This window comes from Cellulomonas sp. McL0617, from assembly GCF_049994875.1.
Taxonomy (GTDB): Bacteria; Actinomycetota; Actinomycetes; order Actinomycetales; family Cellulomonadaceae; genus Cellulomonas.
On record NZ_CP188256.1, the window covers coordinates 3,015,270 to 3,030,731 of the forward strand.

The 15,462-nt window shown below is 72.2% G+C and carries 15 protein-coding genes; 7 read left to right on the top strand and 8 right to left on the bottom strand.

All coding sequences use genetic code 11. From position 1 onward, the window contains the following. Positions 1 to 80 precede the first annotated feature (80 nt). Together ACPPVS_RS13560 and ACPPVS_RS13565 are read left to right on the top strand one after the other, a co-directional pair. Positions 81 to 1,181, top strand: a complete 1,101-nt coding sequence (locus ACPPVS_RS13560; RefSeq protein WP_426592780.1) for a DegT/DnrJ/EryC1/StrS family aminotransferase — start codon at positions 81 to 83, stop codon at positions 1,179 to 1,181. After that, the gene (locus ACPPVS_RS13565) at positions 1,178 to 2,143 is read left to right on the top strand and encodes a Gfo/Idh/MocA family protein (protein ID WP_426592781.1); all 966 of its coding nucleotides are present in this window, start codon (positions 1,178 to 1,180) and stop codon (positions 2,141 to 2,143) included. The genes ACPPVS_RS13560 and ACPPVS_RS13565 overlap by 4 nt, the downstream gene beginning before the upstream one ends. Before the next feature lie 23 nt (positions 2,144 to 2,166). On the opposite strand, the gene ACPPVS_RS13570 is transcribed toward ACPPVS_RS13565, so the two are convergent. The 4 genes from ACPPVS_RS13570 to ACPPVS_RS13585 all read right to left on the bottom strand — a co-directional run bounded on the left by ACPPVS_RS13570 (position 2,167) and on the right by ACPPVS_RS13585 (position 5,737). Continuing rightward, a complete protein-coding gene (locus tag ACPPVS_RS13570) occupies positions 2,167 to 2,628 on the bottom strand; it encodes an acyltransferase (RefSeq protein WP_426592782.1) in 462 nt (153 codons plus the stop codon). After that, positions 2,625 to 3,554, bottom strand: a complete 930-nt coding sequence (locus ACPPVS_RS13575) for an NAD-dependent epimerase/dehydratase family protein (protein ID WP_426592783.1) — start codon at positions 3,552 to 3,554, stop codon at positions 2,625 to 2,627. Before ACPPVS_RS13575 ends, ACPPVS_RS13570 begins: the two co-directional genes overlap by 4 nt. 34 nt (positions 3,555 to 3,588) lie before the next feature. Beyond that, complete coding sequence (locus tag ACPPVS_RS13580; RefSeq protein WP_426592784.1) at positions 3,589 to 4,722, bottom strand: DegT/DnrJ/EryC1/StrS family aminotransferase; 1,134 nt, start codon at positions 4,720 to 4,722, stop codon at positions 3,589 to 3,591. An 82-nt stretch (positions 4,723 to 4,804) separates the two neighbouring features. Then, entirely contained in the window at positions 4,805 to 5,737 is a 933-nt protein-coding gene (locus ACPPVS_RS13585) for a glycosyltransferase family 2 protein (protein WP_426592785.1), read from the bottom strand. A gap of 371 nt (positions 5,738 to 6,108) precedes the next feature. Here ACPPVS_RS13585 and ACPPVS_RS13590 point away from each other — a divergent pair, with 371 nt between their 5' ends. Both ACPPVS_RS13590 and ACPPVS_RS13595 read left to right on the top strand, forming a co-directional pair. After that, positions 6,109 to 7,326 carry an LCP family protein gene (locus ACPPVS_RS13590; protein WP_426592786.1) on the top strand — a complete coding sequence of 406 codons (1,218 nt, stop codon included), beginning with the start codon at positions 6,109 to 6,111 and terminating at the stop codon, positions 7,324 to 7,326. Beyond that, positions 7,326 to 8,834, top strand: coding sequence for an LCP family protein (locus ACPPVS_RS13595; RefSeq protein ID WP_426592787.1), 1,509 nt, complete (start codon positions 7,326 to 7,328; stop codon positions 8,832 to 8,834). Before ACPPVS_RS13590 ends, ACPPVS_RS13595 begins: the two co-directional genes overlap by 1 nt. 22 nt (positions 8,835 to 8,856) lie before the next feature. On the opposite strand, the gene purE is transcribed toward ACPPVS_RS13595, so the two are convergent. Further along, positions 8,857 to 9,399 (bottom strand): 5-(carboxyamino)imidazole ribonucleotide mutase, encoded by a 543-nt coding sequence (gene purE, locus ACPPVS_RS13600; RefSeq protein ID WP_426592788.1) that lies wholly within the window; start codon positions 9,397 to 9,399, stop codon positions 8,857 to 8,859. Positions 9,400 to 9,502: 103 nt separating this feature from the next. Next, entirely contained in the window at positions 9,503 to 10,657 is a 1,155-nt protein-coding gene (locus ACPPVS_RS13605; RefSeq protein ID WP_426592789.1) for a 5-(carboxyamino)imidazole ribonucleotide synthase, read from the bottom strand. Between the two features lie 132 nt (positions 10,658 to 10,789). Here ACPPVS_RS13605 and ACPPVS_RS13610 point away from each other — a divergent pair, with 132 nt between their 5' ends. Beyond that, positions 10,790 to 11,323 (top strand): GtrA family protein, encoded by a 534-nt coding sequence (locus tag ACPPVS_RS13610; RefSeq protein ID WP_426592790.1) that lies wholly within the window; start codon positions 10,790 to 10,792, stop codon positions 11,321 to 11,323. Here the strand turns inward: ACPPVS_RS13610 and ACPPVS_RS13615 are convergent. Continuing rightward, positions 11,320 to 12,639 (bottom strand): ATP-binding protein, encoded by a 1,320-nt coding sequence (locus tag ACPPVS_RS13615; RefSeq protein ID WP_426592791.1) that lies wholly within the window; start codon positions 12,637 to 12,639, stop codon positions 11,320 to 11,322. The two genes, ACPPVS_RS13610 and ACPPVS_RS13615, sit on opposite strands and share 4 nt — an antisense overlap. A 3-nt stretch (positions 12,640 to 12,642) precedes the next feature. Continuing rightward, positions 12,643 to 13,344: a response regulator transcription factor gene (locus ACPPVS_RS13620; protein WP_028050342.1), complete on the bottom strand. Its 702-nt coding sequence runs from the start codon at positions 13,342 to 13,344 to the stop codon at positions 12,643 to 12,645. A 132-nt stretch (positions 13,345 to 13,476) separates the two neighbouring features. Here ACPPVS_RS13620 and ACPPVS_RS13625 point away from each other — a divergent pair, with 132 nt between their 5' ends. Together ACPPVS_RS13625 and ACPPVS_RS13630 are read left to right on the top strand one after the other, a co-directional pair. Then, positions 13,477 to 14,676 carry a sensor histidine kinase gene (locus ACPPVS_RS13625; RefSeq protein ID WP_426592792.1) on the top strand — a complete coding sequence of 400 codons (1,200 nt, stop codon included), beginning with the start codon at positions 13,477 to 13,479 and terminating at the stop codon, positions 14,674 to 14,676. Beyond that, the gene (locus ACPPVS_RS13630) at positions 14,673 to 15,383 is read left to right on the top strand and encodes a response regulator (RefSeq protein WP_426592793.1); all 711 of its coding nucleotides are present in this window, start codon (positions 14,673 to 14,675) and stop codon (positions 15,381 to 15,383) included. The genes ACPPVS_RS13625 and ACPPVS_RS13630 overlap by 4 nt, the downstream gene beginning before the upstream one ends. Positions 15,384 to 15,462 lie beyond the last annotated feature (79 nt).

A 15,462-nucleotide genomic window follows, 5' to 3' on the forward strand; every position in this document is an offset into this window, starting at 1 on the left:
TAGTAGACGGAACGCCACCCCTCACCCGAAGGCGCGTGCAACAGCGTGCCGTGACGCATCCAGAGAACCGAGGCCCGTGCATGATCCCGATCTCCCAGCTTCGACTTGGCACGGCGGTCGAGGACAAGGTCCTGCAGGTCGTCCGCTCGGGCATGATCGCGCAGGGACCGGTCGTCGCCGAGCTCGAGCGCGGGTTCGCGGACATCGTCGGCGCCGAGCACGCGATCGCCGTGAACAACGGCACGACGGCACTCGTCGCGGCCCTCGAGGTGCTTGACCTGCAGCCCGGCGACGAGGTCATCACCAGCCCGTTCACGTTCGTCGCCACCCTGAACGCGATCATCGAGGCCGGCGCGGTCGTGCGCTTCGGTGACATCTCGACGGCGGACTACAACCTCGACGCGGCGTCGGTGGCGCAGCTGGTGGGCCCGCGCACGCGGGCGGTGCTGCCCGTCCACCTCTACGGGCAGACGGCGGACATGGCCGCGTTCGCCGAGCTGACCGCGAGCCACGACCTCGCGCTGGTCGAGGACGCCGCCCAGGCCCTCGGCGCGTCGTTCGACGGCAAGGGCGCCGGTTCGTTCGGGACGGGCTGCTTCTCGCTCTACGCGACCAAGAACCTCACCAGCGGTGAGGGCGGCATGATCACGACGAACGACGCGGCCACGGCGGACAGGCTCCGCGTGCTGCGCAACCAGGGGATGCGTCAGCGCTACCAGTACGAGATGCCCGGTCACAACTACCGGATGACCGACCTGCAGGCCGCTGTCGCCGTCCCGCAGCTGACCACCTACCCGGAGCAGGTCAAGGCGCGTGTCGTCAACGCGGCGCTGCTCACGGACCTGCTCCGTGACGTCCCGGGGCTCGAGCTCCCCGCCGCCCTGCCGGGCCGCGAGCACGTCTGGCACCAGTACACGGTGCTCCTGCCCCGCGAGAGCGCCGCCGACCGGGAGTCGATCGTCGAGGAGCTTGCCCAGCGTGGCGTCGGCTCGGGCATCTACTACCCGCGACCGGTGTACGACTACGCCTGCTACCGCGAGCACCCGTTGGTCGTCCTGCCGGAGGCCCCTGTGGCCGAGGACGTCGCCGCCCGCTGCCTGTCGCTCCCCGTCCACCCCGGCCTGTCCGAGGACGACGTCGCCACGGTCGCGACGGCCCTGCGCGCCGTGCTCGCACGATGACGCGCCCGAACGTCGCGCTCGTCGGTGCGGGGTCGATGGGCACGAACCACGCACGCGTGATCGCGGGCTCCGACCGCGCCGACCTCGCCTGGGTCGTCGATCCCCGACGGGAGGCGGGCGAGCCGCTCGCCGAGCGGTTCGGCGCACGCTGGGCGCCGGACCTGGAGAGCACGGTCGGCACCCACGCGGTCGTCATCGCGGCGGCGACGGAGTGGCACCACCAGCTCGCGACCGATGCGCTCGAGCGGGGGCTCCCCCTGCTGGTCGAGAAGCCGATGTGCCCCTCGCTCGAGGACACCGAGGAGATCATCCGGCTCAGCGAGCGCGTCGGGGCGCCGCTCATGTGCGGCTTCCTCGAGCGGTACAACCCTGCCTTCCTGGTCGCCCGCGGCATGCTGTCCGAGCCACGCTACGTCCGCGCCGAGCGCCACTCGCCCTACGCGCCGCGCATCAAGACCGGCGTGGCGTGGGACCTGCTCGTGCACGACGTCGACCTGATCGCGCAGCTCTTCGGCGGGGCGGACCCGGACAGCCTCGCTGTCGAGGTCGGGCAGTACCACCCGCTGTCCAGCCCGGGCGCGGAGGACGTGATCGAGACGAGCCTGAGGTTCGCCGACGGCGGCATCGCCTCGGCCTCGGCCTCCCGGATCAGCCAGCAGAAGGTGCGCAAGCTCGTCATCCACGAGCTCGATCGCACGATCGAGGTCGACATGCTCCGCCGTGGGGTGACCGCGTACCGGCACACCCGCGTGCAGTCGGACGAAGAGGGCTCGACCTATCGCCAGGCGACGGAGATCGAGATCCCCGAGGTCATCGGCAAGGAGCCGCTGATCACCCAGTTCGACCGGTTCGTCGACCTGATCGAGGGCACGATCGACGCCGACGAGGAGCGTGCGTCGGCGCTGCCCGCCCACCGGATCGTCGAGCGGGCGCTCGTGGCCTCGCGTGCGACCACAGTCTGACGGGTGACCGGCGGCGCCGGACGCTAGGGCTGCACCGCCGGGAAGGTCGGCCGGCCGTCGTCATCGAAGGCGACGTCGGCGACCACCCGAGCCGGCACGCCCGCGACGACCGTCCGGGGGGCGACGTCGGCGGTCACCACGGCGCCGGCGCCGACGACGGCCTCGTCGCCGATCGTGACGCCCATCATCACCACCGCGTTGGCGCCGATGAACACCCGGTCGCCGATCGAGACGGGCTTGCGCTCCACCTCCGTGAACCGGCGCCCAGACACGCACCGCCGCACGCTCGAGTGCGTGTAGATGTGCACGCCGGAGCTGATGTCGCAGCCGGCGCCGATCGTCAGGCCGCCGGAACCGTCCACGACCGTGAACGCTCCGATCCATGTGCCGGCGCCGATCTGCGGCGTCCCGACGATCCAGGCGAGCTCGTTGTACGGGTTCTCGGGCAGCGACCCGGCCGACGGAGCCCGCCCGGCTTCAGTCATCCGCCGGTCCGGATCAGGTCCGTCATCCCGGTGACCACGTCGATCGTCGGCTCGAAGCCGAGGATCTCCTGGGCACGACGGACGTCGGCGGCACGCCGGCTGACCAGCACGTCGCGAGGGTTGAAGATCGGCTCGACGTCCGCGCCGACAGCGGCGATCAGGATGCGCGCGAGCTCGGCGATCGACGTGTCGATGCCCGTCCCGATGTTGATCGGCAGGTTCGCCTGCTCGGACTCGAGCGCGAGGACGGCCGAGCGCGCGATGTCGTGGACGTGGATGAAGTCCATCGACTGCTCGCCCGAGCCGTCGATGACGGGCGCCTCGCCGTTGCGGAGGCGGTTGACGAAGTGGTTGATGACCGAGGTGTAGTACGCCGTGGTCTTCTGACCCGGGCCGTACACGTTGAAGAACCGAAGCGCGATCCACGAGAGGTTGGCGCGCCGCTGGTAGAAGCCGAGCAGGTCCTCACCGGCACGCTTCGAGATGCAGTACGGGGTCAGCGGCGACAGCTTGTCGTCCTCGTGCATCGGCAGGTGCTCGGGGTCGCCGTACACCGACGCGCTCGAGGCGAAGACGAGCCGCTCCACGCCGTGGTCGGCAGCAGCCGCGAACACGTTGTGGTTGCCGATCATGTTGATGTCCATGGACTCGTACGGGTCCGACTGGCTCTTGTTGATCGATACGGCCGCGAAGTGGATGACGTGGCTGCAGCCCTTCATGGCCTGGTGAACGGCGCCGCCGTAGCGCACGTCCTGGTCGATCAGCTCGACGTCGCCGGTCGCGGCGAGCTTCGCGATCGCGTCCCGGTCCCCCCGGAACATGTTGTCGAAGATGCGCACCCCGTAGCCGCGCTCGAGCAGCATCGGGACGACGTGGAGGCCGATGAAGCCGGCACCACCGGTGAAGAAGACGGTCTTCTTGGACATGCGGGCGTTGCTCCTGCTCTTGGTGGGGGGCCGCTCAGCGGCGATGGTCGGCCGAGGTGACGATGCGGCGGACGCCGGCGGCGACACGCTCGACCTCGTCGTCGGTGAGGTTGGCGTGCATCGGGATGGCGAGGTGGCGGGCGAACAGGTCTCGGGAGACCGGCAGGTGCACGTCGGCGCCGTACACCGGCTGGACGTGCGAGGCGTACGTGCCGAAGTTGCACTGGATGCCCTCGGCCCGCAGCGCGTGCGCGACGGAGCCGCGGTTGACCTCGGTGCCCAACGTCAGCACGTACGACTGCCAGGGGTGCTCCCGGTCCTCGAGCGCGACCGGCAGCGTGAGCTCCTCGACGTCGCCGAGAAGCTGCTCGTACGCGCCGGCCACCCGTCGCCGCGCCGAGAGCAGCTCGGGCAGGCGGGTGACCTGGACGGACATGATCGCCGCCGCCACGTCCGACAGGCGATAGTTCCAGCCGGCCTCGTCGAACGAGGGGATCGGCAGGTCCTGCGACCCGGCCCGCGACAGCGCCGGCTCGATCCCGTACGTGTGCAGCTTGCGCGCGTGGTCGGCGAGGTCGGCCCGATCGGTCGTCAGCGCGCCACCCTCGCCGGCCGTGATGCCCTTGCGGCCGTGGAAGCTGAACGTCGCGAGGTCCGCGAGCGACCCTGCCGGGCGCCCGTGGTAGGTGGCGCCCGCCGAGCAGGCAGCGTCCTCCATGAGCCACAGCCCGTGCTTGTCCGCGATCCGACGGAGCTCGTCGTAGTCGGCGGGCTGGCCGAACACGTCGACCGCCAGGATGCCCACCGTGCGCGGCGTGATCGCGGCCTCGACCGCCGCCGGATCCATGCTCCAGATATCGGGTCGTACGTCGACGAAGACCGGTCGCGCACCGGTCCACATCACCGAGTGTCCGGTGGCGGGGAACGTGTAGTCCCCGACGATCACCTCGTCGCCGGGGCCCGCACCGAGGACGGTGAGGCCCAGGTGGAGGGCTGAACCGCAGTTGGAGGTGGCGAGGACGTGCTCCGTCCCGGCCACCGCAGCGAAGTCGTTCTCGAAGGTCTTGCACGCGGGCCCTGCTCCCGACAGCCACCCCGATGCGAACACCTCGGCGATAGCGCGGAGCTCGGGCTCGCCCACGGTGGGTTGCCCCAGCGCGACATCCATGCGATCTACTCCCAACGTCGGCGACAGGCTATCAGCGGTTCTCCGAGCGACCTCGCACCGGGTCGAGCACCGACAGGTGCAGCTAACGGACGTCCTGGACGATGTAGACGGGGCGCCGCCGCGCGTCGTCGCCGGCGCGCGAGACGTATTGCCCGAGCACCCCGAGCGCCACCACCTGCACGCCCACGGCACCGAGGACGACGCCGACGAGCATGAGACCGGTGCCCTGTGCGCCCACGAGGGCCATCACGAGCGCGGCCACCAGGGCGACGAGACCGAGACCGGCCATGGCGAAGCCGGCGAGCAGCACCCAGGTCAGCGGGACCGCGGAGAACTCGACGATCGAGTCGAGAACCAGCTTGACCTTCTTCGCCGAGGTCCATCGGCTCTCGCCGTACGGGCGCGGCAGCTGCTCGAAGTAGACGCGTCGCTGGTCGAAGCCGGTCCACGCGGCCATCGCGAGCACGTTGCGGTTCTGTTCGGGCATCGCGTTGAGCACGTCCATCACGCGCCGCGAGACCAGGATGTGCGACGGCCCCTCCCTGGGGTAGGTCGGGACCGTCGAGATCGCGTTGAACGTGGTCGAGAAGCTTCGGGCGAAGAACTCGTTCGAGCCGCCCTTCGACGACCGGACCGCCCGCAGACCCCAGACGAGGTCGGCCCCGGACCGCCACTCCTCGATGAAGCTGTGCACCGCGCTGAGCGGTTCCTGCCGGTCCGCGCTCAGCGTCAGGGCAGCGTCGCCCGAGCAGTGCGCGAAGCCTGCCGAGATCGCCGCGTGCGCGCCGAAGTTGCGGGAGAAGACGACCACCTTCGCCCGGTCCTCGGGGCGCAGGAGCTCGACGAGCGCGTCGGACGTGCCGTCGGTCGATCCGTCGTCGACGACGACGAGCTCGAACTCGAGGTCCGGCACCGACGCGCGGATCTCGCGATAGAACGAGACGATCTCGGCCGCACCCTCGTGCTCGTTGTAGGCCGGGATGATGATGGACAAGGTCCCCTGTGCTGACGTCATACGACTTCACTTCACTCGAGCGCACGCCGTGCGCGACACTGCCGGACGGGTTCGTGGCGGGGGCCGCCGATGTTTCGCGCACCGGCCGCGGGCCGCACGAAAGGCTACCGGAGCCGGGATCGGACACGGTGCGACGGGACCGGCGCGTTCGATCGGGCCGACGACGCGGGCGATGATGCTGGCTCCGGTGTCCGGACGGGCGACCGGTGAGCGCTGCGTCGGGCACGGCGATCGCATGGATCTCGTCGACACCGTCCCGGACGCCGCCGGCGAGCTCGACGCGCGACCAGGTCGCTGATCTGCACAGATCCTCCACGACGCCGGACCGTGTGCTCCCCGTGGTCGAAACATCCACCTCCTACGATCATCCGGTGACTGTTCGCCACGCCTCCCCCTCGCGCCCCCGTGCCGCCCGGCACGCTCGACGTGTCCGGACCCACGGCGTGCTGCGCGGCGTCGCCCTGACGGGTGTCGCCGTCCTCGTGTTCGCCGTCGCTGGGGGGGCCGCCGTCGCCGCCAAGCTGCAGGGCAACCTCGACCAGGTCGACGTCTCCGCGCTCGTCGCGCCCTTGGCGACACCGACGGCGGCACCGGACCCGAACGACCCGAACAAGGGCAACCCGGTCAACATCCTGGTCCTGGGCTCGGACTCGCGCGCCGGGGTCAACGCCCAGATCGGTGGCAAGGCGGAGGGGATGCGTTCCGACACGGCGATGGTCGTGCACATCTCGGCGGACCGATCCCGGATCTCCGTCGTCTCGATCCCCCGCGACTCGCTGGTCAGCATCCCGTCGTGCACCATGACGAACGGGAAGACGACCCGCGCCACGACGGGCATGTTCAACTCCGCCTTCGCGACCGGTTGGGACAACGGCGGCGACATGGCCTCCGCCGCGGCCTGCACCATCAACACCGTGCAGCACGACACCGGCGTCACGATCAACCACTTCGTCGTCGTCGACTTCTCCGGCTTCCAGCAGATGGTCCAGTCCATCGGCGGGGTGCCCATGTGCATCCAGAGCAAGATCTCGGACAAGGACTCCGGCCTGTTCCTCAACCCCGGCAACCAGGTCCTCGACGGACAGACGGCGCTCGCGTTCGCGCGGGCCCGGCACAACGTGGGCGACGGTTCGGACATCAACCGCATCGGCAACCAGCAGCAGCTGGTCGCCGCGATGGTCCGTGAGGTCCTGTCCCGTGACGTGCTCACCAACCCGGGCAAGCTGGTGTCGTTCCTCAGCGCGGCGACGAGCTCGCTCACCACCGACAAGCAGATGTCGATCACGGACATGACCGGCCTCGCCTACAACCTGCGGAACATCGACCGTGACAACATCACGTTCATGACAGTCCCGTGGGCACCGGCCAAGTCCGACAAGAACCGCGTCGAGTGGACCTCCGCCGCGACCCAGGTCTGGGCGGACATCGCGAACGACGTGGCGCCGAGCGACGCCACGGTCCCGGCCCCGACCGCCACCACCGCGCCCGTGCCGGGTGCCACCACCGCCCCGGTCACCCCGACGCCCACCCAGACCAAGAAGGCGGGCAAGGAAGAGTTCTCGGTCGCCGACACCACCGCCGTCTGCTGATGACGTCGGACGACCGCACCGTCCGCACCCCGCCGCCGAGCTTCGCGCCGGCCGGCAGCGCGCGACCCTCCGACCCCACGCCTGCCGAGCCGATCGTCGTCGGCCGCCCACCGCAGCGACCCGCGCCCTCGGCAACCCGTCAGCCCGCGGCCCGACGACCGGCAGACGCGCCGCCGGCTGAGGCGGCGCAGGCCAACGTGTCGCCGCCCGCGGCGCCTCCGGCCCAGCGGCTCCCGTCGCGACCCGCGATGCCGGCGTCGATCGCGCCCCCGGGGGCGTCACGGTCCCCGGAGGGCTCCGCCGCCGCCGCGCCACGGCCCGCAGCCGCCCCCATCGAGGTGCCGGGCGCCCGGCCGCCCAGCCGCCCGGTGCCGCCCCGCCGGCAACCGGGTGCGGCGGCGTCCGCGTCCGCGCCGGCCGCTGCCGGTGCACCCGCGTCGTTCTCGCCGTCGACCGCCCCGCGCAGCACCTCGTCGCGCCCCTCGGGCCAACGTCCGCCGGTCCGACCGCCGCCGGCGGGCTCGGGCAGCCCGAGCGGGCCCGAGGAGCGGGCCGGGCGTCGCCGGCGGCGGTGGCCGCTGGTCGCGTTCGTCGCGGTCGTCCTCGTCGCCGCTCTGCTCGCGTGGCCGATCGGCCTGACGATGTGGGCCAACGGCAAGGTCCGGCACACGTCGGCACTCAGCGGCGCACCGAACACGCCGGGCACCACCTACCTGCTCACCGGCTCGGACTCCCGCGCCGACGGCTCGGTCGGCAACGACGGCACCGAGGGTGCACGGACCGACACGATCCTGCTGCTGCAGGTCCCCGCGAGCGGGCCCACGTCGCTGATCTCGCTCCCCCGCGACACCTACGTCGCGATCCCGGGGCACGGTTCGGCCAAGCTCAATGCCGCGTTCTCCTGGGGGCAGGCACCGTTGCTGGTCAAGACCGTCGAGGGTCTGACCGGTCTGACCGTGGACCACTACGCGGAGATCGGGATGGCCGGCGTCGAGCAGGTGGTCGACGCCGTCGGCGGGGTGAACCTCTGCTACGACGCCGCCGTGAACGACGTCGACTCGGGGATGGTGTGGACGCCCGGCTGCCACGACGTCGTCGGCTCGCAGGCGCTCTCGTTCGCGCGCATGCGCAAGTCGGACCCGACGGGCGACGTCGGCCGTGCCGAGCGGCAGCGCCAGCTGATCAGCGCGGTCATGGGCAAGGTCAAGCCGCAGTCGCTGGTCCTCCACCCGAACCAGCAGGTCGCGCTCATCGACGCCGGCACGGCCGCGCTGACGGTGAGCGACGGGACCGGGATCGTCGACCTGGGCAAGCTCGCGCTCGCGTTCCGCGCGGCGAACGGGCCCGGCGGCGTGACGGGCACGCCGCCGATCAAGAGCCTCGACTACCGCCCGGGGGGCGTCGGCTCGACCGTCGAGCTGGATCCCGCCCTCACGCCGGCGTTCTGGGTGGCCGTCCGGGACGGCACCCTGCCGCCGGGCAAGGTCGGCGGGATGCCCGGCGCCTGAGGCTCCGGCCGCCGACGACGCCCTACAGGCTGAACCCGATGGTCGGCCGGCTCGCGGCGCTGTGCGAGCGGAGCCGCGCACCCTTGGACTCGGCCTGACCCTGCAGCTCGACCTGGAAAGCGGCCAGGGCGGTCCGGATCCGGGTCGCCTGGGCGCCCTCGCCGGACGCGAGGATGCGGGCAGCGAGCAGACCCGCGTTCTTGGCGCCGCCGATCGACACGGTGGCCACGGGGACCCCGGCGGGCATCTGCACGATGGACAGCAGCGAGTCGAGACCGTCGAGCAGCGCCAGCGGGACCGGGACACCGACCACGGGCAGTGTGGTGACGGACGCGAGCATCCCCGGCAGGTGGGCCGCACCGCCGGCACCGGCGATGATCACCTTCAGGCCACGGTCCGCCGCCGTGCGGCCGTACTCGATCATCTTCTCGGGCTGCCGGTGCGCGGAGACCACGTCCACCTCGACCGGCACACCGAAATCGGCGAGGACGTCGGACGCGGCCTGCATGACCGCCCAGTCCGAGTCCGATCCCATGACGATCCCGACCAGGGCCTGCGCTGCCATCACGTTTCTCCGTCTGCTCGTTCACCTGCGACCCGACCTGCGACGGGGTCCATCATGTCCCAGCCGGCGCGGGCGACCGCCCGTGTTCGCGAGGGGCAGACAGTCAGGCGGGATCGCCGCGCAGCAGGGCCGCGGCGGCGACCGCACGCGCCCGGACGTCGGCCAGGTCGTCCCCGCTGACGTTCACGTGCCCGAGCTTGCGTCCGGCGCGGACCTCCTTGCCGTACAGGTGCACCTTCGCCGCCGGGTCTCGACGACCGACGTCGGCCAGCGCGTCCGTCGGGTCGGCCAGGGCGCTGCCGAGCACGTTGGCCATCACGGTCCAGGTCGCGGTCGGCGTCGTGTCGCCCAGCGGGAGGTCCAGGACCGCGCGCAGGTGCTGCTCGAACTGGCTGGTGACCGCGCCGTCGATCGTCCAGTGCCCCGAGTTGTGCGGCCGCATCGCCAGCTCGTTCACCAGGACCGTCGGCGTGCCGTCCGCGCCAGGGACCTCGAAGAGCTCGACCGCGAGCACCCCGGTCACGCCCAGCCCCTCGGCGATCCGGGTCGCCACGTCGACGGCCTGGTCCCGGGTCGCGGGGTCGAGGTCGGGCGCCGGCGCGACGACCTCCGCGCACACCCCGTCCCGCTGCACCGACTCGACGACCGGCCACGTGCGGACCTCGCCGCTCGGGCTGCGCGCGACGAGGACCGCGAGCTCGCGCGTGAACGCGACCTTCTCCTCGGCGAGCAGCGCGGGGCCGGTGCCGGCCCGGGCGGCGGCCAACCAGTCGGCGACGTCCTCGCTGGACCGCACGACACGGACGCCCTTGCCGTCGTAGCCGCCGCGGGACGTCTTGACGACGGCCTCGCCGCCCGCGAGGAACGCGTCGAGGTCTGCCGAGGAGGTCAGCGCAGCCCATCGGGGGCACGGCACGCCCAGCTCGGTCAGCCGCGTGCGCATCACGATCTTGTCCTGGGCGTGCACCAGCGCGACGGCCCGCGGCTGCACCGACGTGCCGGCCGCCTCCAGCCGGTCCAGGAGCGCGTTGGGGACGTGCTCGTGCTCGAACGTCAGCGCGTCGGCGCCGACGGCCAACCGCTCGACCGCCACCTCGTCGGTCGCGGCGCCCACGGGCGCGTCGACCACCACCTGGGCCGCCGACGACGTCGGGTTCTCCACCAGCACCCGCAGGTGCAGGCCGAGGGCCGCCGCCGCGGGCGCCATCATCCGGGCCAGCTGGCCGCCACCCACCACCGCCACAACAGGAGCCGTCACGGGCGACGACACTAGTCGAGGGCGTCGAGACGCGTGCGCACAGGCAGCGTCCAGCCAGTCGGGATATCCTCGCGACCGCACCGGCTGATGGGGGGCGGGAGCACGAGCCGAGCGGTGGGAGAAGCTGTGAGCATGAGCGACGAGCTGACCGACGGGTTCACCGTGCCCCGCGGATCGACCGCGGCGACCGTCGCGCCCGAGCCCGCGCTCGCCGTCTCGGCCTCGAGGGCCCGCGCCTACGAGATCCTGCGCTTCCTGTCGGTCGGCGGGCTCGCCTTCGTCGTGGACCTCGGCCTGTTCAACCTGCTGCGGTTCGGCCCGGGGCACCTGCTCGAGCACAAGCCGGTGACGGCCAAGGTCATCTCCCTGGTCGCGGCCACCCTGGTCTCGTGGATCGGGAACCGGCACTGGACGTTCTCCCAGGAGCGGACCAACCGGCAGGCGCGCGAGCTGGTCGTCTTTGCCACCATCAACATCGTGTGCGCCGGCATCCCGGTGCTGACCCTGGCCTTCTCGCACTACACGCTCGGCCTGACCAACGCCTTGGCCGACAACGTGGCCACCGTCATCGGGATCGCGATCGGCACGGTCCTGCGCTACGTCGGCTACAAGCGCTGGGTCTTCACGGGCCACCCTGCCGCGGCAGGACAGCAGCAGCGGGTCTAGCGACGGCGCGAGTCGGGGCGCGTCACCACCGTGCCCATCGGCACGACGGCGTCCGGACGCAGCGACACCGGCACGCCGGACAAGAACAGGGCGAACACCGCCGGCCGGCGCTGAGCGAGCTCGAGCCGGCCGCCGTCCGCCGAGGCCAGGTCGCGGGCCAGTGCCAGGCCCAGGCCTGTCCCCCGCCCCGACGTCACCTCCCGTTCGAAGATCCGTGGCGCGAGGTCGTCGGGCACGCCCGCGCCCTCGTCGGCAACCTCCACCACGACCGCGGCGGACGGTCCACCCGTGCGCGCGCGGACGGTCGTCGTGCCGGCGCCGTGCTTGAGCGAGTTCTCGATCAGGGTCGCGAGGACCTGCGCGAGCGCACCGGGCGTCGCGAGCACCTGCGTCGTCGGGTCGACCTCGACGACGAGGTGCCGGCCCGCCACGTCGAACGTCGGCTGCCACTCCTCCTCCTGCTGGCGCACGACGTCCAGGAGCATCAGGGCCTCGGTCGTGCCGCCCTGCGCGCGCCGTGAGCTGGCCAGCAGGTCGTCGACCACCCGGACCAGACGCTCCACCTGCTCCAGCGAGATCCGCGCCTCCTCGCTGACGCCCGGGTCGTCGGTGGCGAGCATGATCTCCTCGAGCCGCATGGTCAGCGCGGTCAGGGGCGTGCGCAGCTGGTGGGACGCGTCCGAGGCGAACTGACGCTCGGCGGCCAGCCGCGCGGCCATCCGGTCGGCGCTGCGGGCGAGCTCGGCGGCCACCAGGTCGATCTCCTCGACCCCCGACGGCTCGAGCCGTGGCCGCACCTGGCCCGCGCCGAGCTGTTCCGCGGACGCGGCGAGGTAGACGAGCGGGGCGGTGAGCCGGTTGGCCTGCCAGATCGCCATCGCGATCCCGGCGGCGAAGGCGACGACGGCCGCCGCGACCACGAGCGCGATCACCCGGGCGCTGAGCCAGAAGACGTCCCACCAGGACACGTAGAGGTTGACCACGGCGCCCGCGCTGGACGTGACCTGGACCGACAGGGTCCGGCCCTGCACGTGGTTGCCTGCCTGGTAGATCTCACCATCGGGCGCCTGGACGGTCACCGAGGCCGGGATGTCCCCCGGCCCACCGGTCGCGTTCTCGAGCATGCGGTCGGTGAGGTCGATGTTCTGCTGCATGCGGAAGTCGACGGAGCGCGCGACGCTGTCGGCGCGGGCCTTGAGGGCCTGCATCTCGTTCTCGCGCACGAGCTGCGCACCCAGGAACGCCAGAGGAAAGCCCAGCAGCACGACCGCGACGGTGACCGCCGCGATCGTCGCCTGCAGGACGCGACGACGCAACGCTCAGCCGCCCGTGCTGCTGCTCGCGCCACCGGTCTCGAAGCGGAAACCCATGCCGCGGACGGTGGTCACGTACCGCGGCGCGTTGGCGTCGTCGCCGAGCTTGCGACGCAGCCACGACACGTGCATGTCGAGCGTCTTGGTCGAGCCGGTCGGGTCCGAGCCCCAGACCTCGCGCATGAGCGTCTCGCGGGCCACCACCGTTCCGGCCGCGCCGACGAGCACGCGCAGCAGGTCGAACTCCTTGGCCGTGAGGTGCAGCTCGCGCTCGCCCTGGAAGGCGCGGTGCGCCGCGACGTCGACGCGGACGTTCTGCGCGTGCACCTCGTCCTCGTCGCCGGGGTCCCCGACGCTGCGCCGCAGCAGGGCACGGACGCGCGCCAGGAGCTCGGCCAGGCGGAACGGCTTGGTCACGTAGTCGTCGGCGCCGGCGTCCAGGCCGACCACCAGGTCGACCTCGTCGGCGCGTGCGGTCAGGACCAGCAGCGGCGTGGTCAGCCCGAGGTTGCGGATGGCCCGCGCGACGTCGAGCCCGTCCATGTCCGGCAGGCCGAGGTCCAGCACGACGAGGTCGGCAGCTGCCGCACCGTCGATCGCACCTTGACCCGTTCCTTGCACGCGCACGTCATAACCTTCACGCCCGAGGGCGCGGGCCAAAGGCTCGGCAATCGCGGGATCGTCCTCTGCCAGCAACACCTGGGTCATTCGCCCATGTTAGGTCACGAGACGGTGTTGTCGGCCACTGCAGGGTGTGACCAATTCCGTGCCCCCTCGGGTGGACGGCGCGTCCGCCCCGAGGGGCACGACCGTGGCGGACCGCGCCTCTACCCTCGGACGGTGACGAGTTGGGAGCGGCTCCTGCGCTGGGAGGAGGACCACCGCTTCGTCGTCGACGCCACGCTGGCTGCGCTGCTGCTGGTCGTCCTGCTCCCGTCGTCGATCGCGTTCAGCGCCGCGACCGGCAACGTCAGCACACGCCTGGCCGCCGTCGTCACGGTCGGGCTCGTCGCGCCGCTCGCCTGGCGCCGCACGGCACCGACCGCCTCGACGGCGGCCGTCTACTTCGTCGCCCTCCTGCAGGTGCTCGCCGGGGCGCCCATCGTGTTCCCCGCGGACGCCGCCGTGCTGGTGGCGCTGTACTCGGTCACCGTGCACGGTCCGCGCTGGGCGCACCGGGTCGCCATCGCCGGCGCCCTGCTCGGCTCGGTGCTGCTCGCGTTCTCGATCGGCAGCTGGACCGACTCCTCGGGCGCCCGGGCGGTGTCGCTCTTCACGGCCGTCGCGGCGCTCGCCGTGTGGGCGTTCGGGCTGCTCCGGCGCACGCGTCGCGAGCGGATCGAGGCGCTCGAGGACCGAGCCCGGCGCCTGGAGACCGAGCGCGACCAGCAGTCCAAGATCGCCACCGCCGCGGAGCGTGCCCGCATCGCGCGCGAGATGCACGACATCGTGGCGCACTCCCTGACGGTCATGATCGCCCAGGCCGACGGCGGGCGGTACGCGGCCGAGGCCGACCCGTCGGCGCCCACCCGGGCCCTGCGCACGATCGGCGAGACCGGACGTGCCGCGCTCACCGACATGCGCCGGCTCCTCGGGGTGCTGCGCGACAGCGACGGCCCGGCGCCGGAGTTCCAGCCCCAGCCTGCCGAGACCGACGTGGGCGCCCTGGTCGAGCAGATGCGGGCCAGCGGCATGCGGGCCTCGCTCGTCCGGATGGGATCGCCCCGCACCCTGCCGCCCGGTACGGGACTGACCGTCTACCGGATCGCCCAGGAGGCGCTGACCAACGTGCTCAAGCACGCCGGTCCGGACCCGTTGGTCAACGTGCTCGTGCAGTGGCTGCCGGACGCGATCGTGCTCGAGGTCAGCGACGACGGCCGCGGTGCCTCGGCCGACTCGGACGGGCTCGGTCAGGGGCTGCTCGGCATGCGCGAACGCGCAACGATGTTCGCGGGCACGGTCAGCGCCGGCCCGCGACCCGGGGGCGGCTTCCGGGTCCGCGCCCAGCTGCCCACCCCGCCCGGACAGGAGACCCGATGACCGAGCACACCATCCGAGTCGGGCTGGTCGACGACCAGCAGCTCGTCCGCGCGGGCTTCCGCATGGTGATCGACAGCCAGCCGGACCTGACCGTGGTGGTCGAGGCCGGCGACGGGTCGCAGGCCGTGCGCGCCCTGGACCCGCAGACCCACCCCGGCGTCGTCGACGTCGTCCTCATGGACGTCCGGATGCCGACGATGGACGGTCTGGCCGCGACGGCCGAGATCGTGGCCCGCGGCACCGATGCCGCGCCCGCGCCCAAGGTCATCGTGCTCACCACCTTCGACCTCGACGAGTACGTCCTGTCCGCGATCCGCGCCGGCGCCAGCGGGTTCCTGCTCAAGGACGCGCCACCCGAGGAGATGCTCGCGGCCATCCGCACGGTGCACCACGGGGACGCCGTGATCGCGCCGTCCAGCACCCGGCGGCTGCTCGAGCACCTGGTCACCGTCCTGCCGCCCGAGCAGCCGGGCGAACCCGCCGACCCCGCGCGGCTCGCCGTCGCCGACCTCACGGACCGCGAGCGCGAGGTGCTCGTCCTCATGGCCCGCGGCCGGTCCAACACCGAGATCGGCCAGGATCTCTTCGTCGCCGAGGCCACGGTCAAGACGCACGTCGGGCGGATCCTGGCCAAGCTGCACGCGCGCGACCGGGTGCAGGCCGTCGTCGTCGCCTACGAGACCGGGCTGGTGCGACCGGGCTCGTGAACGTGTACGTGCTCGTGCTCGTGCTCGTGAACGTGCTCGTGAACGTGCGACCACGGGATGACGCGCGACGACACCGTGG